The following is a 20289-nucleotide window of genomic DNA, read 5'->3' as shown; positions in this document are numbered from 1 at the left end:
TACCCAGGCCATAAAACTAGGGCTTCGCCTAGTAAAAACAGACGAAGCGCGAGTCGTAGACTATGTGCGCCTGATTGGCGGATGCAGAATCACGAGTCCCATTTCATGAATGGAACCCGAGCAGTCGGACATCCGCATTTCAGGAGGTTGCGCGGAAGGCTGCATGGTGAATGCTGAATTATGAATGCTATGGCGCGGTAGGGCGCGTGCGGCCTTGAGTGGACGCCGACCAATACTTGGTCAAACTGAGCTTGATCTTTATCGCGTCATACGAGTTCCTAACCCGGAATGCCCGTTCGGCATTCAGTGGAGGGAACCCGGACAGTCATCATTCAGCATTCATAATTCAGAACTGTGTCTACGGAGGATTTCATGAGCGAAGCTTGGGCGGGCACAATTCTTAACGTCGATGGTGACGGGGCGTTCGGCCATGCCAGGAGCAATGCTCTAGCGCGCGCAGGACACCGGGTACTCGAAGCGAACAGCGGTGAAGAGGCGTTGCGGCTGGCGGCATCCGAGAGGATCGATCTCGTGCTGCTGGATGTGAAGCTGCCGGATATTCCCGGGCCGGAGGTGTGCCGTCGATTGAAGAGGGGCTCCGCTACGGCGCACATTATGGTGGTGCATATTGCAGCTAAGGAGACCCTCGGCCGGGCCGAGGCGGAAGGTTTCGAGGGAGGCGCCGACGGCTGCTTGACCGAACCGGTTGAACCAAATGAACTGGTGGCGAACGTGAACGCATTGCTGCGTGTACGGTCGCGCGAAGCGGAGAATCGCCGTCTCATCGAGCGGCTCCAGTATGGCCTGGATTCGGCCGACATGGTCGCCTGGGATTGGAACCCGGACAGCGACGTGATGATTCAGTCGTCCAATGCCTGTCGTGTGTTGGGATTGCCGGAAGGCACGATGCTCCAGAGCAGCAAAGAATATTTCGCGCTCATGCATCAGGAGGACGAGCCGCGCGTCGTCGCGGCGATCCAACGCGCGCTGCGCGAGGGACGTGATTACCATGAGGAATTTCGAGTCGTGTTGAGCGACGGATCGATACGGTGGGTGGCCGACCGCGGCCGGGTGACGATGAGTGAGCACGGCAAAGCCGCCCGCATGAACGGAGTCATCAGGGATATCACCGAACTGAAGATGCGCGACATAGCCGTTCGGGAAAGCGAAGCGCGCTTCCGCGCGATGTTTCATCAGGCAGCCGTCGGCATGTGTTTGATCAGCCCGGAGGGGCACCTCCTTCAGGTCAATCAAAAGCTCTGTGTCCTCCTTGGCGAAGAAATGGACGCTTTGATCCATCGAAAGCTTCTTGACCTTACTCATCCGGAGGACCGACCCCATAACCAAACATCGATGGGCCGCTTGTTACTGGGAGGCGCGGCTGATGTCTCGATCGAACAGCGTCTGGTTCGGCGCGACGGCCATTCCGTATGGGTGTCCATGTACCTGGCGCTGTTATGGGACGCGGGAGGGCGTCTCGAACATATCATCGGGGTGATTCAGGACATTGACGAGCGTAAACGGGCGGAGGAGGCGCTCCGCGAGAGCGACCGGCGCTTTCGTGAAATGATCGACGCGCTTCCGGCCGCCGTCTATACGACGGACGTAGAAGGCCGCCTGACTCACTTCAACCCCGCTGCGGTCGAATTGTCGGGCCGCACGCCCCTGTTGGAAACCGATCAGTGGTGTGTGACCTGGAAGCTGTACCGTTCCGACGGTACACCGTTACCTCACGAGGAATGCCCGATGGCGATTGCACTCAGGGAAAATCGGGTCGTTCGAGGAGCCGAAACCATCGGCGAACGGCCCGACGGCACGCGCATATGGTTCATGCCGTATCCGACACCGTTGCGCGACGGCGAGGGGCGGGTCGTCGGAGGGATCAACATGCTGGTGGACATCACGGAACGGAAACAGGCCGAAAGGCAGTTGCATCTATTGAATGCGGATCTGGAACGGCGGGTGGCCGACCGAACGAGAGATCTTGTCCACTCGCAAAACCGGCTGCGGAAATTGGCATCGGATTTAAGCGTCGCCGAAGAGCGCGAACGCCGGCGGATAGCGGGCGAGTTGCATGATTACCTCGCGCAATTGCTGGTCGCGACCAGAATGAAATTGAGCCAGGGCCGTCAGGCGCGCTCATTGGCCAAGCAGGCTGACGTGTTGAGCGAGGTGGATCATATGTTGGACCAGTCGTTGACCTATACGCGGACGCTCGTCGCGCAATTGAGCCCGCCGGTCCTGCATGAGTTCGGGCTTCCGGCCGCCCTGAAATGGTTGGGAGAACAAATGCCGCGGCACGGCCTCACCGTCATCTCTAAAATCGATGCCACGCCTATGGACCTTACCGAGAATCAGTCAGTGCTCCTATTCCAGTCGGCGCGGGAATTGTTGTTGAATGTTGTCAAACATGCGGCGATCGATCAAGCGCGGTTGCAACTGGAATTGAAGAACGGCGACTTGAGATTGACGGTCGCGGACGAGGGGCAAGGATTCGACGCCTCCGTTTCAAAAGAGAATGCAGTCTTTAAAAATGCATTTGGTCTGTTCAGTATCCGGGAACGGATGGAATCATTGGGCGGTATGGTGGAGGTGACATCCCGGCCCGGAAAGGGCACCCGTGTGACTTTGATCATGCCGCTCACGCCGCAGTCGGCGAAGGCCGATTTATGGATGACACGCGGCGAATTAGGAATGAGGAATGAGGAGTTAGAAATGAAAAATGAGAGCGCGCCGGCTGCCGAGCTTCAATCCGATCATTCCTCATTCAACATTCCACATTCCTCATTTCGGCAGCACGTCGCCAAGTTCCGCGTGTTGCTCGTGGACGATCACGCCATGGTTCGGCAAGGGCTCAGGAGCTTGCTCGAAAATCATCGTGATGTGGAAGTGGTGGCAGAGGCGGGGGATGGACTCGATGCGATTGCCTTGGCCGACAAGCTGCGTCCCGATGTCGTCGTCATGGACCTCAGCTTGCCGTCGCTCGACGGTGTCGAGGCGACCAGGCACATCTGCCAGGCCCACCCATCCACGGTTGTGATCGGCTTATCGGTGCATCAAACTCATCAGGTTGAGCAGGCGATCAGAGCGGCCGGGGCCGCGGCCTTCCTCACTAAAGACTGCGCGGTGGACCAGCTCTATGAGGCGATCAGCTCGGCAATGATGGCCCGCAGCATATGACAATGTGGAATGAAGAATGACGTGGCGCCGGATCCACCAGACCTCCGCGTGGCTGGTATATGGTCCGCCACCGTTGCCTAAAGGCCGATCGATGAGACCGGCTAGCCGGTAGTTGTATGTGTTCCCATTAGATGGCGGATTTGTCCCACATCGAAGACTATGCGGTGATCGGGGATTCCAGGACCGCGGCGCTTGTTTCCAAGGCCGGCTCAATTGACTGGCTCTGCCTTCCTCAGTTCGACGGCCCTTCCTGCTTTAATCGTTTGCTGGATCATTGGCATGGCGGACATTTTGGTGTCGCGCCTCTGCAGCCTTTTGCCGTCCGCCGGTCATACAGGGACGCAACAGCGGTCCTGCTGACAGAATTTCAGACGGATGAGGGGATTGTCAGAGTCACGGATTGCATGCCGGTATTGCCGGAAGTCGAGAAATCGAGGAGGCTCTATCCGTTTCGAAGCGTGCTTAGATACATAGAGGGGCTGGAAGGGATGGTCGAGCTGGACATTGTCTTCAAACCCAGGCCCGACCATGGCCGCCTGATGCCCGCTTTCAACCTGCGTCGTCGCGGCGGCTATTGCGTTGATCTGGGAGGCCGCCTTCTTCAATTGGCAACCGATCTTTCACTCTCCATACGGCCGGGAGCGTTGCAAGGGCGAGTCCGTGTGGGCGCTGGCCAGCGTCACGCCTTGTGGCTGACGTATTCGGAAGATGCTCCCGCCGTCTACCCGTTGTTGTCGGAGGCGCAATCGGCGATCGGGGAGACCGTCGATGTCTGGAAGCAATGGGCGGACGCATGTAGCTATGACGGCCCGTACCGCCACTCGGTCATCCGAAGTGCGCTGACGTTGAAACTGCTCTCCTTCGCCCCCTCGGGTGCCATTGTCGCGGCGCCTACCACCTCGCTCCCGGAGGCCATCGGTGGAAGTCGCAACTGGGATTACCGGTATTGCTGGTTGCGCGATGCGTCATACACGGCGCATGTATTCAGCCGAATCGGTTATTCGGCGGAAGCGACGGCGTTTATACGATGGCTCATGCACGCCACGGCGTTGACCTATCCGGAACTTAATGTTGTGTACGATGTCTACGGTGAATCTTCTCTTTCCCAGGCCGATGTGGGCTCTCTCGAAGGGTATCAAGGATCGCATCCGGTGCGCGTAGGCAATCAGGCTGTTGGGCAATTCCAGTTAGATGTGTACGGGGAAGTACTCGATGGCATCTGGACATGCGTCAAGGCGGGACATGATCTCGATCGCGAGATGCGGCAGCGGCTGCTTCGGATGGCGGATTTCGTCAGTTCGGCCTGGACCCTTCCCGACCATGGGATCTGGGAGATTCCCCATGGACGCCGGCACTACATCCATTCCAAAGTCATGTCCTGGGTGGCGCTGGATCGCGCGGAGCAAATCGTCCAGAAGCTCCGCATGCAGGCCAACCTCGAACCGTGGCAGTTCGCAAAGGCTGCGATCCGGCGAACCGTCTTCGATGCCGGCTACTCACAGAGGCTCGGAAGTTTTGTCCAGTCGCTCGGGAGCGAGGAGGTCGATGCGACGGCCCTGACGTTTGTAGACCTGGGATTCATCGAACGAGATGATCCTCGCATGGCTTCGACGATACGGGCGATTCGGGCCAGACTAGGAGACGGCGATCTGATGTACCGCTATCGCGGCTACGACGGTTTAGCGGGAACTGAAGGGGCATTTCTTCCCTGCAGCTTCTGGCTGGTCGAGGCCTTAGCGGCGATCGGACAACGGCAAGAAGCGAGGCAGCTCTTTGAACGGCTTCAGAAATTCGCCAACGACGTCGGACTGTATTCGGAGGAGATGGATCCGAAGACCGGCCGGATGCTCGGAAATTTCCCTCAGGCCCTGACGCATCTGGCTCACATCAGGGCGGCTTTGCGCCTCGATCAAGGATGATAAAAAGCCCCCAGGACCATTCCGTAGGCAAGGTGAGCGATGGCGGTCGCGAGGGGAGTTTGGTAACCGTAGTTCATCGCCAGAAATCCGGGCGGTTCCAAGAGGCGTGTCGGGGTCGGTCCATGGTAATCGGACGCCATTCGCGGATGGCCGCCCGGAAGAAGCGGAAGGACGACGATCAAGACGAACGCGGCGTGCGCAAGTCCCATCAATGATCCGAGCCACCAAGAGGCATAACCAAAGGCATGAAAGAAGGCGGCATACAGGAAAGCCATCCACCATCCGTTGATGAAGTGAATGATGAAGCCGATCACTTTCGCGCGATCGCGATCAGGCGTCACCATTGTGCCGAGAAGAAAGGGCACATCCATCCTCGTCAGGTGCAGCGCCTGACTGGCCCTCATGAGAGTCGTGAGCAGTCCGGTCGCGAGTAATCCCCAGAGTAAAATGTCAGCAATTTTCACATTCCGCCGCGATTCTCTGCTCTGGTCGCCGTTACTCGGTCCCTGGCGGTCGTCTCTTTCCCTCGAACCGAGCTATGGCGATTTCACATATTCAGTGAGCTCCGCCTTTTCTGACCTTTCGTGACTGAGCGAAAGCAAACCGTTCCGCCGAGTGGAATTCGCGGAACTCGGCGGGACGGCTTAGGTAGTTGACATGGGCCAGCTGTCGCTAGCCTACGTGACGGGCGGGCGTCGGCCCATCAGGAAACTGGCCGCCGCCACGATCAGAAACACCACGAAGAGCACGTACGCGATCGACGTCGCCGTGCCTGCCACACCCGACAGACCTAGCACACCGGCAATCAGCGCAATGATCAAAAATGTCACAGCCCAACTCAGCATGTTAGCCTCCTTTGTGATGAGAACCCGATGCGCGGCATCCGGGATGCTGGCATCGGCACTGGCCGGCCGTAATCGGTTGTGCGGCGCGGCATTGGTCGGAACAGAACTCCTTGCCCGGTGGAACCTCGCATGTACAGGACGGATGCGCACAGTGTTTGGTCATAGCGATTCCTCCTTGCCCGGCTCGATGCCTCGCCCCCTGCTAGAAGAAAAAATGCACGCCGGCTCCGATCCATTCCACCTTCTGCGTATAGAACTGGCCGTCCGGCGAGGGGCCGGCGAAATATTCCGCCAAAATTTGGATTTGGCGGTCGCCGATGCGCGCATTCTCAAATCGAAATCCTGCCATGAGAGACCGTGAGACGTTCCAGTTGGCCCGTTCATTGGCCTGGAAATCCGCATAGGCCACCGGCCTCAACCGCCCGTCAAAATAGGTGCGTGAACTCGTCAATTCCACACCCCATTGGCTGGTTCCTCGCCCAATGTCCGGATAGCGGTGGACCAGGAATCCCCCGCCGCCATACACTCGTAGCCAGCTCGCCGGCTCATAGGACACCTTGGCATCCAGCTCTTCGAAACTGAGGTTGATGCGGTTCACTCCCGGATTATTCAGTATGAATTCATCTCCTAAGTGAGAGCTTTGATGATGCAGCCTGACGAAACTGGAGAACCGTCCGTTTCGATAGCTCGCCATGAATCCGACCAGATAGTCCGCATTGACGAGATCAATCGATTGCTTGCTCACGTCAAAGATACTGAACACTCCGCCTTGGACTCCGAAATCCCACTCGCCGCCGAACGCGGCCTTGTTGCGATAGATCGAAAACGTCTCGCCGAAATTTCCGCTGAAGACCCCGGAGAGATTCAGACCGGAGGTAAAATTCCGGTACAGAGCTGAAAAATGAGGCCAGCGCGGATCGGCGTGGAACGGAGAAAAGAGCAGCCCGCGGGGCAGCCATTTGGGCTGCGGGCTCGGCACAGCCGTTTCCACTCCCTCTTCGGTCTCCCTGATGCCTCCCTCCGGGGGCGTTGTGGCAGGCATGCTGTCCGGCGCTTGAATACGAATCTCGGCGTTGTGAACTCCGGGAATTTTCTTCAGTGCCGAAATGACTTTGCCGCGATCCACATGCCCGATCGATTTGGTTGTAACCGTGATCACGCCGTTTTCGACTTGGATGACGGCGTCCGTTACGCTGAATTCGTGTTCCAGAACCGCCGCCGCGTACCCGGCTATGTAGGAATCGTCGGCTGCCTCCCCGGTCAAGACACATAAGGCGAGGCAGAGAATCGGTCCGACACGATACACAAAGCCTGTGACGAAACGCCCGATAATCCATGGGACGATACGATTCCGTATCACGTTAGAAATGGAAACTAAGATCGATCATGATCCTATGATTCCTAAGCAGCCAATGGCCATGGTCATTCCGTCTCAAAGCCGGGCCGTTTGGACCATGGGCCCGTCCAGAGCTCGACCTCCGTCTTCCAGTCTCCGAAGTGTTCCGACGCATTTCTGTGGGGATTCCCGTCGCGTCCCTCGATATAAAGGAGGTCGTCCTCGATGAAGAATCCCCAGGTGCGCTTGAACTCGGCTGTCAGCTGTCGCCATGTATCGGCGGGCTCTTCATGCCTGAGCACGAACAGCAGATCCGGCTTGCTCCACAGCCCCGACTCGATGTTTGCTGCCTGCACGGGTGAAGCGGCAAGGCCGAGGCCGATGATGATGGAGAGAGCAGCGATGAGAAAGAGCGGCGGCATAGTGACCTTTCCGACCGTGACGGTCGCGGCGCCAGCTGCAAACGAAGAGGCGCCGCGACTCCTTGAATCAGCGGCCTGACGGGGTGGACGCCGGGCTTTTCTGCCGGTTGTACCAATCATCCGCCCAGCGCGAGACCTCATCTTTTTTGTCGCCATACCGTTCCTGCAGCGATCCTTTGAACTTATCGTAATCGCCCTCGATCTTCATAAGATCGTCGTCAGTAAAGTTTCCCCATTTTGTCTTCAGCTCTCCTTTGAATTGATTCCATTTTCCTTTGAATTGCTCCGCGTTCATGTGTCTCCTCCTTGCTCTCTCTAAAGTAAACCGACGCTGTCCCGAGTCTCTCTTCTCGACTCTCCCTATGGTTGTACTTTGAGCGGAGTTGAGTCGCGACTGGACAAAGCCCTAGTTGTGGGCCGGCTGCTCCCCAGCGCGACTTTTCCTTGAACCTTCCACAACCTGGGACAGGCCGTATTGTTGGTACGTCATTCCCACTCCATCGAGGTTTTCAGATTCTCCGTCCGACCGATCAGGGCCTTGGGAATTCGGCGAGGGGTCGCAGATCAAAGTGACAGTAACATGACTACGTATCGCGAGAGTTCCCTTACCGCACCTATTCCACCCTCTCAAGGACACATGATCGATGGTGCAGCTGAAACGGAATTTCGTGGTGCGGTACAGTAGATGCCGTGCCGTCCGCGCCGCCTTTCGCAGTGCGCGAGCGGCCTATCGGTTGGTGGACGGACTCCGGGAGCGCACGATCAACGGAGGTCGGTAGCAATCGTCTGCGTTGAGTTGGGCGTTTACCCTCATTGCGGTCAATCTTGGGCTTGTGGCTGTCAGCCTCCTTTTGCTGGGCCAAATCCCCATTGAAGGACGGAAGAATTACTTGCCCCGTATGTGGGCAAAGGACTTACTTCGATTTGGCGCGCAGGAGCGCCATGGAACGATGCTCCAAGTCGTAGGATGCGCCACCTTTAAGATGTTGGCTCCGCGTTCGGCCGGGAAGCCCGTCTCTGGTATCGAAGACCAGTTCCCAGCGAACGCCGCGCTTATGGGCGGGAAGGATGAATGTGATCGGCTCATGGTGCGCGTTGAGCAGAAGGAGGAAGGTGTCGTCTCTGATGGGATCACCCTGGGTATCCATCTCCGCGATCGCGTCTCCCGCGAGTCTCACGCCGAGACAGCGGGCGAATCCCTGGCTCCAATCCTCTTCGGTCATTTCTTTGCCGTCCGGCCGGAACCACGCAATGTCTTTGACTTCGGCGCCATGAATAAGCCGACCTTGAAAAAACTGCCGGCGATGGAAGACCGGATGCTGCTGGCGCAATTCGATGAGAAAGGTCGTAAATTCCAGCAGGGCTTGGTCGGCCTTCGACCAGCTCCAATTGAACCAACTGATCTCGTTGTCCTGGCAATAGGCGTTATTGTTGCCGTGTTGCGTGCGGCCCACTTCGTCGCCCACGCACAGCATCGGCACGCCTTGGGATAAGAGCAGGGTTGCCAACATATTGCGCTTCTGCCGCTGCCGAAGTTCATTGATGGCCGGGTCGTCAGTCGGACCTTCCGCTCCACAGTTCCAGCTTTGATTATCATCGGTACCGTCCCGATTGTCCTCCCCGTTCGCCTCATTGTGCTTGTTGTTGTAAGAGACGAGATCGGTCAGCGTAAAGCCGTCATGCGCCACGACGAAATTGATGCTGGCGTGCGGCCGGCGGCCGCTACCTTCGTACAGATCGCTGCTGCCGGAGAGGCGGTAGCCCAGTTCGGCTACCTGGCCCCCGTCTCCTTTCCAATAACGTCGAATCGTATCGCGGTATTTGCCGTTCCATTCCGCCCAGCCGGGCGGAAAATTCCCGACTTGATATCCGCCCTCGCCGAGATCCCAGGGTTCGGCGATCAATTTGACCCGAGCCAAAACCGGATCCTGATGAATGATATCGAAGAAGGCGCTCAACCGGTCCACATCGTGCAGCTCGCGGGCGAGGGTGGAGGCGAGATCAAAGCGAAATCCGTCGATGTGCATGTCCTGCACCCAATAGCGCAAGCTATCCATGATGAGTTGAAGCGTCCGGGGATGGCGGACGTTGAGGCTGTTCCCGCAGCCGGTGTAATCCATATAGTAGCGTTGATTGTCCGGCACGAGGCGGTAGTAGGTCGCGTTGTCGATGCCCCGGAAGGAAAGGGTCGGTCCTAGATGATTGCCTTCCGCCGTGTGGTTGTATACCACGTCCAGAATGACCTCGATGCCGGCGCTGTGGAAGGTCTTCACCATGGTCTTGAATTGCCAGATGCCTCGCTCTGGTTGGACCGCGTATCGGGGGTCCGGCGCGAAGTAGCCGATGGTATTGTAGCCCCAATAATTGGTGAGCCCTTTATCCAGCAAGTGCTTGTCGGTGACGAACGCGTGGACCGGCAGCAGCTCGACCGCTGTCACTCCGAGTTGTTGAAGGTATTCAATGACCGGCCTGGTCGCCAGACCCGCGTAGGTGCCGCGCAGCGCTTCCGGGATGTCCGGGCAGCGTTGAGTAAAGCCGCGGACGTGCATTTCATAGATCACCGTTTCGTTCCAGGCTCGTCGCAACGGACGGTCGTCTCCCCACGTGAAGGCTTGCTCAATCACGACGGACTTGGGCACATTGGCGGAGTTGTTCCGGTCGTCGTAAGAAAGATCCGCTTCCGGATCACCGATTCGATATCCGAACATGGCGTCGGACCATTGCACGTCTCCGGTGAGGGCTTTCGCGTAAGGGTCGATCAGCAATTTAGAAGGGTTGAAGCGGTGGCCGGCGGCGGGATCGTACGGCCCGTGTACGCGATATCCATACAGCAGTCCCGGCCGGGCCTCAGGCAGGTAGACGTGCCAGATCTGGTTTGTTCGCTCTTCAACACGGATGCAATGTGTTTCCTTTTCTTGGTCTGCCCGGTCGAATAAGCACAGATCCACCGCGGTCGCATTCTCCGAGAAGAGCGCGAAATTCACTCCTTCTCCGTCCCACGTGGCGCCGAGCGGGTAGGAGCGGCCCGGCCGGATCTTATGGAGGGCAAGTCGATGCTTCATGATGTCACGATTCTCCGTATTTATTGTTTCGCGAGAAGGCTCGCCATATCCTCGGCGTGTTCCTCTTCTTTCGCGAGAACCTCTTCCAGCATCCGGCGTGTCGTGGGATCGTCATTGCCGATGTAATCGATCACGCCGCGGTAGCTGTCAATGGCCACGCGCTCCGCCACCAGATCTTCCTTGATCATATCGTCCAACGTCTTCCCTTCGACGTACTCCGAATGACTTCGACTCAGAATCCCATCGGGTGAGAAGTTCGGTTCCCCTCCCAGTTGAACGATGCGGTCGGCGATTTGATCGGCATGCTGCTGCTCCTCGTTCGCATGCTGTAAAAACTCCGCCTTGACGCCTTCGGAATTGATTCCCGACGCCATATAGTAGTGGCGCTTGTATCGAAGGACGCAGACGAGTTCGGTCGCGAGCGCCTCATTCAGAAGCTTGATGACGGTTTCGATCTTCGCTTTATACCCGGCCGTCTTCGCGCCGTCTTGAATGTGTTGGCGGGCGCGATCTCGTATGGCTTTGATGTCCATGGTGAAGGTATCCTGCTTCATGTCCGAACTCCTTTCATGTTGAATCATGCAAACGATTGCAGCATTGAGTTATTGCACCCTTAATCGAGCAAGGTGGAATGACTCACTGATGTATGGTGCAATTCCATTCTTCACTGCGTCGGCGGCAGTTGCTGTAAGAGCGCTTCAGCTGCTCGAGGACTCACTGAACCAGCCGCCTGATCGGCGGACAGTAGGCCTACCACCTGATGGGTGGTATCGAGGACGGGAAGCCATCGTACGCGATGTTCCACCATGAGCCGGATCGCTCGAGCGAGAATATCGTTCTCTGAACAGGCTGGCACTTCCGTTTGCATGACCTCCCGGATTGGAATACTGCGGGGGCTGCCCGGCTTCACGACTCCTTTCACCGCGATGTCGCGTTCTGTTATCAAGCCGATGAGGCGGCCGTGGGCGCAGACCGGCGCAGCCTGAACATGAAGCCGTCGAAACGTCTCAGCGGCCTCCCACAGGCTTTCTTGAGGATCCATGGTCAGGACGTTCCGATCCATCACGTCACGGATGGGACGTTGTTCCCCTTCCAAGAGCCCGTGACGCTCTTCATTGGTCGATTCACCGAACAGGCCGGAATCCGATTCGTGGGAAGGACGCTTCTCGTCTGGCATGGGCCGATCATAAGCGGCGGAGCATAACCTGCGTACTGGGGGTCCCCCTAGTATGCAATGCCCAGGGTTGAATTTACTCTGACTGTAAGACCGAAACGTACGGTGCGTGTCGTGAATAATGCGCTATGGAACGTCCTGCTTCATTGACTAGTGCTCATGTAGTCGATAATGTGAGGCCAGGTAGGTTGTCGCCCATGCATTCAGCCCGCATTCTGTTGATTGACGATCATGCGTTAGTGTTGGAAGGCATGCGCCAGCTGCTTGAGACGGAGTTCACGGTGGTGGGAACCGGGGAGAGCGGGCAGGCGTTATTGGAGATGGCGCCGCGTTTGGCGCCCGATGTAGTTTTGCTGGACGTCTCAATGCCCGGACTCAATGGATTTGAAGCCGCTCAACGTCTGAAGCAGCTCGTGCCGAGCGTCAAGATCGTCTTTGTCACCATGATGACGGAACCCGTCTATATCAGTGAGGCGTTTCGCCGGGGCGCCCATGGGTATGTGCTGAAACAATGCGCGGCGGCCGAATTGGTCAACGCGATCCGGGTGGTCCTGTCGAACCGCCGGTACGTCTCACCGCAGGTCGCGCCGGAAGTGCGGGAAATCGTCGAGCACCAATGGATGCGCCCGGAGGGGTTTACGAGCCGGCTGACGGACCGCCAAGTGGAAGTCTTACGCTTGCTGGCGAGCGGCTATGCGGCGAAAGAAATCGCCCGCTCATTGAATGTGTCCCTCAAAACGGTCGAGTTTCACAAAGCAAATATCACGAAAAAACTAGGGCTGAAGACGGCGTCGGATTTGACGAAATATGCGATCGCGCAGGGACTGACGTCGATTCACGAATTACGCGGGGATGCGCCGCCTCCTTCCGAAGCCGTCATCACCGAGGAGCATTCGAAGTTACCGCCTCGTTGACCGAGACCAGCCCGATCGCGATGGCGTGCTTCGTCAATTCCGCGGTGCTGTGTAATTTCAATTCCTTCATAATCCGAGTTTTATGGAACTCCACGGTTTTGATCGACACGTTCAACGTGGAGGCGATTTCTTTCGTTGATTTGCCCTCCGCAACCAACTGCAACACTTCCCGCTGGCGCAGGCTGAGGTTTCCGGCCGGAATTGCCGGTTCAACGGCTGCCGGTGACGGCGACGGTTGGAGCGCCTGTTCGACCAAACTCTGCGTGACCAACGGCGACACGTACGTTCTGCCTTTGAGCACTTCCTTGATGGCAAACAGCAACTCATCTGTGACGGATTGTTTCAACACGTAGCCGGAAACGCCGGCCCGAAAGGCTTCCGTCACGAAATGCTTCTCCAGGTGCATGGTCAGAATAATGACCTTGACCGATGGATTGGATTTTTTCAGCTGGCGACAGGCATCCAGGCCGTTGAGTAAGGGAAGTGAAATGTCCACGAGGGCAAGATCGGGATTGTGTTTCTCAACGGCGTGCACCAGCGCCCGACCGTCCGCCACCGTAGCGGCAATCTGAACGTCATGTTCGAGTAATTTGGTGACCCCTTCTGCGACAAGTGCGTGGTCGTCGGCAATGATCACTCGAGGTTTCATTAAGTCACCTAGTAGGCACGGTTAAAGGATCTAGGGATTTCACGAGTACGGAACCAATGCTATTGTACTGCTTTATGGGGCGGGTGAGTCAAAGGGAAAAAACGCCGCAATATCCGCCCATTTGGCATGTGCTAACCGGCTCACGGCTTGTACGGCCTGTTGCCGAGCCCGCGCGGCTCATCCGATGATTGATTGAAAGGGGCAATCGATGAGAGTACTGGCTGTCAACAGCGGAAGTTCTTCGATCAAGTGCGCGTTGTTCGAGGCAATCGTCCAGCCGGGATCATCGAAATCCATTGCATTGACCACTCTCTTCACCGGCGCCGTTACTGGAATCGGCTCGCGTGCCAGCCTTAAATATCGAGAGCATGGGACGGCATGGCAGGAACAAGAGGCCGGTGTAAAAAATCATGATGAGGCTGCCCGCCTGCTGCTGCATCTCATCTCCGGCAAGGAAGTCGAGGCAATCGGCCATCGGGTGGTCCATGGAGGACATTGGTTTACGGAGACTGTCCGCATTGACGAGCGATTCTTGTCTCGCTTCGACCAGCTTGCCGAGTTGGCGCCTCTCCACAACCCGGCGTCTCTGGCCGGGATTCGCGAGGCAAGAGCGCTCATGGGAGATCGGGTGCCGATGGTCGCCGTCTTCGACACCGCCTTCCATTCGCACTTGCCCGACTATGCGCGGACCTATGCGCTTCCGCATGATCTCACCGAACGATACCACCTCCGGCGGTACGGATTTCATGGGTTGGCCCATGGGTCATCCACCGCTCTGTACGCCGACCATGCCGGTAAACCGGCCGGCATGGTCGATCTGATCACGCTGCATTTGGGAAACGGCTGTTCGGCGACCGCCATCCGCAGCGGACAATCAATCGATACGTCGATGGGGTTCACACCGCTGGAAGGTTTGATCATGGGAACCAGATGCGGGGATATTGACCCGGCGCTGGTGGCATTTCTTGCGCGGGTCACCGACCGCTCCTGCCAAGACATCGAACGGATGCTGAACGAACAATCCGGGCTGCTTGGACTGTCTGGCCTTTCCCCCGACATGGCCGTTCTGTTGCAAGCCGAACGGGACGGACATCAGGGGGCGCGTTTGGCGGTGGAAAGTTTTTGTTATCGAGCGCGGAAATATCTGGGCGCCTATTTGGCCGTACTCGGCCCGGTGGAGGCGATTGTGTTCAGCGGCGGCATCGGAGAACATGCGCCCGGTATCCGATCACGAATCTGTTCCGGTATGGAATGGTTGGGCCTCGTCCTGGATCCAGAGGCCAATGAGGCGGTGACAAAACTTCAGAGCGGGTCGATTACACGCATCACTCGGCGCGACTCCATGCCGGCCGCTTTTGTAGCGGGCGTGGATGAACAGTCCGCTATTGCCCGTGAAACGGTCCTCTGTTTGGAGGGAGAGCGATGAATTTGTTTTGGGATATTGGCGGAGTTCTGCTGACGAACGGGTGGGATCGGCATGCCCGAGCCGAGGCTGTGCGGCGGTTTCACCTCGATCGGGCCGACTTTGAGGCGCGCCATGCGCGTGTCATCGATGATTTTGATTCCGGCCGCATGGGTTTGGAAGAGTATATGATCGAAACAATATTCTTCCGTCCTCAGGAGTTCACCAGAGAGGCCTTTCGCGAATTCATGTATTCACGATCGGAACCGTTCCCCGATGTGCTGAAGGTCGCCGAGGAGTGCGCCGCAAATCGGACCTGCTTCATGGCGGCGTTGAATAACGAGTCCTTGCCGATTAATCAGTATCGGATCGAACGGTTCGGCTTACGCCGGTATTTCCGGTGCTTTTTCAGTTCCTGTTATCTCGGAGTCAGAAAGCCGGCCGACAGAATGTATGAACTCGCGCTGCAACTGACCCAGTCTCCACCCGAAGATTGCGTGTTTATCGATGATCGGCCGGAGAATCTCGAACCGGCTCGGCGGCTGAACATGCGCACGGTACATTTTGTCAACGCGGAGCAACTACGCGAAGATTTGGCTGAACAGCTGAAGGCAAGTCGGTGAGTGGGACATCACAAGCGATGAAGGGTTGAGCAATGAGGGGGGTCGGAGAATACGTGCATTCTTTGGAACATCGCCGCAACGGCATCGGCCTTCCCGGTACCACCGCTTTTTGGATTTGTCCCATTCCTTAAACCGTCGCCGCTTGAGTCGTTCCCCGAAGAGAGCACTAGGGTAGGATCATTTGGACACTAGGGCCTTTCCTAGTATGGACTCCACTCAGTATTTTCTACCATGCGCCTGCGACCACCTGCGAAGAGATGGGATCGGGGTCGCCGGCCGGCTGGTTGATCAGCGGGGCGCCGCGGGCGACGGTCGTAAAGCTGTAAACCTTCAGCGAGCTGTCGAGGTAATATGCGCTGCTGTCGTTGCCACAACTTAATGTTTCCGGTCGAGCTGCGGGATTGGGGAGGAGGCCGGGGAACCGACCGATCAGGCGCTTGGCAATGTTTCGCGTGCGGGAATATCGTCGATCAAGTCATCAGTGTGAATAGAGTCAAATTGGATGATCTGCGGATCGACGGAAGAAAGAATAGAGCACGGCACGGCGTCCGTGTCATGGGTATTTGAGCGAGCGATGGTTGCTGACTCGGTCTGTTCGGCGATGTGGGTGATCTGGCTTCACCCAGGCGCCTGATCGCCGGATCCCGCGGGGCGCCCGGCGTCCCCCTTTTCCTCCTTCGATCGCTCCCTTTCGAAAAGATTGCCATCCTTGTCGCATCGGACGATCCTCAGTCTTTCGAGCCCTAGCAGGGTGTTGAAAAAGTCCTCCAGCTTCGTGCTCGGAAGACACCGGGCGCTCTCATCGGCTCCCGCCTTGCGCAAACATGAGACAACTGATTTGTCGCCTCGCGCGCACCTCAGAGGCTCAACGTACGGCCCGACTCGCCGGTGTCCACAAGCCTGGCGCTCATTATTCTTCGCGCCTTGTACCTTGCTGCGGCCGAACCATGGAACAGTCATCTCGGTGCACTGGGGATGGGCGGGTGTGAGGAAGGGTCTTTGTGAACGTCCTACACGATCTTCTTTGACCATCCGAAACGATCGACAGCGATTGTCTCAGTAACCTCCAAAATAGTTTTGCGACAACCTGTTCGTTTCCGAAGATGGAATAGCGGACTCAGGCAGGCCTTCGCGGTTTCAGATTCGCCGACAATACTGACAACAGGCCGGATGATTTCCCGCTGCAGCGCGGAACAAACGCGATCGCCTCCGTCTGTTCACCTCCGGGCGAAGGAATGAGTAGGTATAACCAATAGGTCCATAAATCAGGCCAAAAATATGCCTGTCCCGCCCATTTTCTTGTGGAGTTTTACGCGCGGCGTGGTATAAGCATCCACCGCCGACTGACAAATACAGTAAACTACGTAGTGTTGGTTAGCGAAGCGGGTGGCTGCATGAAAGCCGCTGCAGTATTCGCACGCCTTTGGTCCGCTCTGATTCGCTTGTGGCATGCTGAGGAGCGGCGGCAGTCTGCCTTCATAGGCGCCGAAGTAAAAGCTATGAGACGCGAGAGAGGAGAAACCCATTTGGAAGAACAATCGAGCGACCATGGCGCGGGCCCAGCGGGCAACAGTTCTGTGATTCAGTTTCGATACGTAGCCATGGCTCTCATACTTCTCATCGGCACGGCCGCTCCGGTTTGGAGCCAAGTTCCGGGAGCGGCGCAATTGCCCTCGGGCACCCAACAGCAGCTCGGGCCGTTGCCGCCGAAGCCGCCGCAGTTACCGCCCACGCCCCCGCCGCCCCGCGCTCCCGAGCTTGAAGTACCTGCTCCGGGGCCACCGGCACAGCCAGGAGAAGCGATCACCGCCCCCAAGATTTTCATCAAGGATATCCGATTGACGGGGAATACGGCGTTCAGCTCCCGGGAGCTCGCCGAGGTGACGGAGCCATATAGGAATCGGGATTTGACCGCGGAGGATCTGGAGTCGATCAGGCTCGCGCTGACTGCATACTACATCAATCGGGGGTACGTCACCTCCGGGGCATTAATACCTGAACAGACCGTGGTGGACGGCATTCTCGATCTGCAAATCGTTGAAGGAAAGCTTGCCGAAATCAATGTCGATGATTTGCAATGGTTCAGGCCGTCCTATTTTCAACGCCGGCTCAATCTGGCGGCCGGTCCTCCCTTGAACGTGAATGAACTGCAGGAGCGGCTGCAAATCCTGCAGGCTGATCCGCGGGTCCAGCGGATTAACGCCGAATTGCGGCCCGGGCTCACCAGAGGGGAGAGCATGCTGGATGTCAAAGTGACGGAAGCCAACCCGCTCAAGGTATGGCTGGAGTTTAACAACTATCAGTCTCCCGTGGTCGGCGCGGAGCAGGGGTTCGTCACGGTCGCGCATCGAAATCTGCTCGGGCTCGGGGATCAATTGAGCTTGCAATACGGGCGGTCTGCCGGCGTCAATCCTATCTTGAATTTTCGATACGCCATTCCCGTGACGGCGCGGGATACGACCGTGTCGTTCCAATACCGGCGATTCGAATTTTCCGTGGAAGAAAGCCCGTTTGATCAGCTTGATATCGTGAACAAGGCCGAGATCTTCAGCCTCGCCGCCAGGCAACCGGTCTATCGAACGGCGGAACAAGAATTCGCGTTGTCGCTGACCGGAGAATATGAGCAGAACAAGAGCTTTGTCGGAGGAGTTCCCACCGAGCTTGTGGCCGGCTCGCCGGGAGGCGTGTTCCGGGTATCGGCTCTGCGGTTCGGACAGGAGTATACGAGACGCTCGTCTCAACAAGTTATTGCCGCCCTCTCGCGCTTTTCGGTCGGCATCGGGGCCTTGGGCGCCACGGCGAACGGCGATGCCAATTTGCCCGACGCAAGATTCTTCTCATGGTTGGGGGAAGCGCAAATCATTCGGCTCCTTCCCTGGCGTCGAACGCAAGTAGTGGCGCGCGGCGTGGCCCAATTGTCCAACGACCATTTGTTTACGCTGGAACAAATTGCCGTCGGAGGCCGATACAGCGTGCGAGGATATCGCGAATACACGCTGATTCGAGACAACGCCGTGATGGCGAGCATCGAAACGAGGGTGCCGGTCTATACCAACACAGCCGGCGTCGATACGTTCTTCTTCGTACCGTTTTTTGACATTGGCCACGGCTGGGAGACCACCATTGCGACACCCGACACCCCCCCGCAGACCCTCGCGAGCGTCGGAATCGGCGCCATGTGGAATTTCTGGAGAGGCAGCCATTTCGAAGTCTACTGGGGAAAACAGTTGAAGAAGTTCGATACCGGAAGAGACAACCTGCAGGACCATGGAGTTCACCTCCAGTTAGTCGTGGAGGCGTTTTGATGGCGTATCTGACCCCGGCATCGACAGGAGCGATGCTGCATTCATCCTTAGGATGTATTCCTAATAAGTTACATCGCGTTGCGCCGCCGGTACGTTTGGAGTATGAGAGGACCGCCGTTCCCATTGAGTACTAATAAGGAGACGTATATGGCAATCGGATTTTGCAACGCCGCCGCCGTCGTCGGGCTCGTCTTGTTCGCGATGGGTGTCTTCCAGGGGAAAGCGACGAATGCGTCGGCGCAGGCGACGAATATTGTCCCCACCCCCGGCGGAGTCGGGACCGGCGGGCTGGGCACGGTGGCGACACAGGCCGGCAATACGACCGACATTACCGGGGGACTGAGGCCCGGCAACGGGCCGAATGTCTTTCATAGCTTTAATCAGTTTTCGGTCGGACAGGGGCATACCGCTGCCTTCATCAACCCGGGCGGGGCCAGTCGCGTCCTCGCTCGAGTCATCGGCGGGTCTCCGTCGAATATCAACGGGACCATCCAGGCGCTGGGATGGAATCTCTATTTCATGAATCCCTCCGGAATTATTTTCGGGCCGTCGGCGCATCTGAATGTGTCAGGCTCGGCCTACTTCAGTACCGCGCAGCAACTCTTGTTGGGAGATGGAAAGACGTTTTCGACCAATCTGGTGGCGCTCGACGCCACGCTCTCGACCGCGGCGCCGGCGGCGTTCGGATTCGTGGGATCCGGCGCGCCCGCCCCCGTCGTCATCTCGGGATCGACTCTGCAGATCAGTGACAACACGCTGTTCATGGCAGGCGGCAGCGTCCAGCTTGACGGCGCCAGAATTTCTGCGCAGCGCACTGTCGTTGGGGCGGTCGGGGCGGGGGCGCAGGTGAATGTGGATCCCGGCGCGGGCAATTCCTTCAACGGCAGTACTCCGGCCGGCACGCTCTCGGCCTCGGTGGGTAGCTCAATCCAAGCAGGATTCTCGGCCGAAGTGTTCCCCGCCACCATCGTCGTGCCGCAGGGAGCGCAGGTCAACCGGACGACGGGACCCTTCGGATTCCTCACCGGTGTGGAAGTTGTCGCCGGTCCGGGCGGCGTGCCGCCCGGCCCGAACTCGGGGTTGCCTCCGGTCGTTTTTCCCGCCGCCAATACTAGTACGCAAGCGCCGGTCGTGACGCAGAATCCCGTTGACCCCGTAGTGTATTTGAATCGCGCCGCGACGATTCTTCCCCAGGACGCCCCGGCGCCTCCTCTGGCGTTGCTGACGAGCCGGTGCGCCGGAGGCGAGAAGGGGGAGTTCAGCGCGTTTGTTCAGGCATCCCGCGATATCACTCCTCCGCAACCAGGGAACGCGCTGGCAAGCCCGTTTATTTGGGAAGAACCGGCGGCTCAGTCTCGTGCAGTTGGCACTCCGTTGGTGGCGCAACGGACCGAGTCGGGCGGCATCTTATCGATCGATCCGGCGGTCAGGCTGAGCTCGGGATGCGGATCTTAAATT

General features: G+C 57.8%; 17 protein-coding genes. 8 read left to right on the top strand and 9 right to left on the bottom strand.

Annotation, left to right across the window (positions count from 1 at the left end; genetic code table 11):
- The first annotated feature begins 372 nt into the window (after window positions 1-372).
- Window positions 373-3180, top strand: a complete 2808-nt coding sequence (locus ACWGXE_RS12385) for a PAS domain S-box protein (protein ID WP_447598072.1) — start codon at window positions 373-375, stop codon at window positions 3178-3180.
- A gap of 131 nt (window positions 3181-3311) precedes the next feature.
- A complete protein-coding gene (locus ACWGXE_RS12380; protein ID WP_447598071.1) occupies window positions 3312-5099 on the top strand; it encodes a glycoside hydrolase family 15 protein in 1788 nt (595 codons plus the stop codon).
- Here the strand turns inward: ACWGXE_RS12380 and ACWGXE_RS12375 are convergent.
- The 5 genes from ACWGXE_RS12375 to ACWGXE_RS12355 all read right to left on the bottom strand — a co-directional run bounded on the left by ACWGXE_RS12375 (window position 5090) and on the right by ACWGXE_RS12355 (window position 7997).
- Entirely contained in the window at window positions 5090-5563 is a 474-nt protein-coding gene (locus ACWGXE_RS12375) for a hypothetical protein (protein WP_447598070.1), read from the bottom strand. The genes ACWGXE_RS12380 and ACWGXE_RS12375 overlap by 10 nt on opposite strands.
- Before the next feature lie 213 nt (window positions 5564-5776).
- Complete coding sequence (locus ACWGXE_RS12370) at window positions 5777-5944, bottom strand: DUF1328 domain-containing protein (RefSeq protein ID WP_447598069.1); 168 nt, start codon at window positions 5942-5944, stop codon at window positions 5777-5779.
- A 202-nt stretch (window positions 5945-6146) separates the two neighbouring features.
- Complete coding sequence (locus ACWGXE_RS12365; protein WP_447598068.1) at window positions 6147-7304, bottom strand: DUF1207 domain-containing protein; 1158 nt, start codon at window positions 7302-7304, stop codon at window positions 6147-6149.
- A gap of 62 nt (window positions 7305-7366) precedes the next feature.
- Window positions 7367-7702, bottom strand: a complete 336-nt coding sequence (locus tag ACWGXE_RS12360) for a hypothetical protein (protein WP_447598067.1) — start codon at window positions 7700-7702, stop codon at window positions 7367-7369.
- 67 nt (window positions 7703-7769) lie between these two features.
- Complete coding sequence (locus ACWGXE_RS12355; RefSeq protein ID WP_447598066.1) at window positions 7770-7997, bottom strand: CsbD family protein; 228 nt, start codon at window positions 7995-7997, stop codon at window positions 7770-7772.
- 349 nt (window positions 7998-8346) lie between these two features.
- Between ACWGXE_RS12355 and ACWGXE_RS12350 the strand changes: the two genes are divergently transcribed.
- Window positions 8347-8481, top strand: a complete 135-nt coding sequence (locus tag ACWGXE_RS12350) for a hypothetical protein (RefSeq protein WP_447598065.1) — start codon at window positions 8347-8349, stop codon at window positions 8479-8481.
- Between the two features lie 135 nt (window positions 8482-8616).
- Here ACWGXE_RS12350 and glgX read toward each other — a convergent pair whose 3' ends face one another.
- The 3 genes from glgX to ACWGXE_RS12335 form a co-directional block, all read right to left on the bottom strand.
- Window positions 8617-10764 (bottom strand): glycogen debranching protein GlgX, encoded by a 2148-nt coding sequence (gene glgX, locus ACWGXE_RS12345; protein WP_447598064.1) that lies wholly within the window; start codon window positions 10762-10764, stop codon window positions 8617-8619.
- 20 nt (window positions 10765-10784) lie between these two features.
- Window positions 10785-11318, bottom strand: coding sequence for a ferritin-like domain-containing protein (locus tag ACWGXE_RS12340; RefSeq protein ID WP_447598063.1), 534 nt, complete (start codon window positions 11316-11318; stop codon window positions 10785-10787).
- 110 nt (window positions 11319-11428) lie between these two features.
- Window positions 11429-11941 (bottom strand): CBS domain-containing protein, encoded by a 513-nt coding sequence (locus tag ACWGXE_RS12335; protein WP_447598062.1) that lies wholly within the window; start codon window positions 11939-11941, stop codon window positions 11429-11431.
- 194 nt (window positions 11942-12135) lie between these two features.
- Here ACWGXE_RS12335 and ACWGXE_RS12330 point away from each other — a divergent pair, with 194 nt between their 5' ends.
- A complete protein-coding gene (locus tag ACWGXE_RS12330) occupies window positions 12136-12852 on the top strand; it encodes a response regulator transcription factor (RefSeq protein WP_447598061.1) in 717 nt (238 codons plus the stop codon).
- On the opposite strand, the gene ACWGXE_RS12325 is transcribed toward ACWGXE_RS12330, so the two are convergent.
- Entirely contained in the window at window positions 12818-13501 is a 684-nt protein-coding gene (locus tag ACWGXE_RS12325) for a response regulator (protein WP_447598060.1), read from the bottom strand. The genes ACWGXE_RS12330 and ACWGXE_RS12325 overlap by 35 nt on opposite strands.
- Before the next feature lie 208 nt (window positions 13502-13709).
- Between ACWGXE_RS12325 and ACWGXE_RS12320 the strand changes: the two genes are divergently transcribed.
- The 4 genes from ACWGXE_RS12320 (at window position 13710) to ACWGXE_RS12305 (ending at window position 20286) form a co-directional block, all read left to right on the top strand.
- Window positions 13710-14927, top strand: a complete 1218-nt coding sequence (locus ACWGXE_RS12320) for an acetate/propionate family kinase (RefSeq protein WP_447598059.1) — start codon at window positions 13710-13712, stop codon at window positions 14925-14927.
- Window positions 14924-15526 carry an HAD family hydrolase gene (locus tag ACWGXE_RS12315; protein ID WP_447598058.1) on the top strand — a complete coding sequence of 201 codons (603 nt, stop codon included), beginning with the start codon at window positions 14924-14926 and terminating at the stop codon, window positions 15524-15526. The genes ACWGXE_RS12320 and ACWGXE_RS12315 overlap by 4 nt, the downstream gene beginning before the upstream one ends.
- Window positions 15527-17127: 1601 nt before the next feature.
- Entirely contained in the window at window positions 17128-18831 is a 1704-nt protein-coding gene (locus tag ACWGXE_RS12310) for a ShlB/FhaC/HecB family hemolysin secretion/activation protein (RefSeq protein ID WP_447598057.1), read from the top strand.
- Between the two features lie 147 nt (window positions 18832-18978).
- On the top strand, window positions 18979-20286 hold the full coding sequence (locus ACWGXE_RS12305; RefSeq protein ID WP_447598056.1) for a two-partner secretion domain-containing protein: 1308 nt from the start codon (window positions 18979-18981) through the stop codon (window positions 20284-20286).
- The last annotated feature ends 3 nt before the right edge of the window (window positions 20287-20289 follow it).

The sequence above is a fragment of the Nitrospira sp. Nam80 genome, assembly GCF_965152575.1.
Note: the sequence above shows the minus strand (reverse complement) of the source record. Positions and strands in the feature narration are given on the sequence as shown.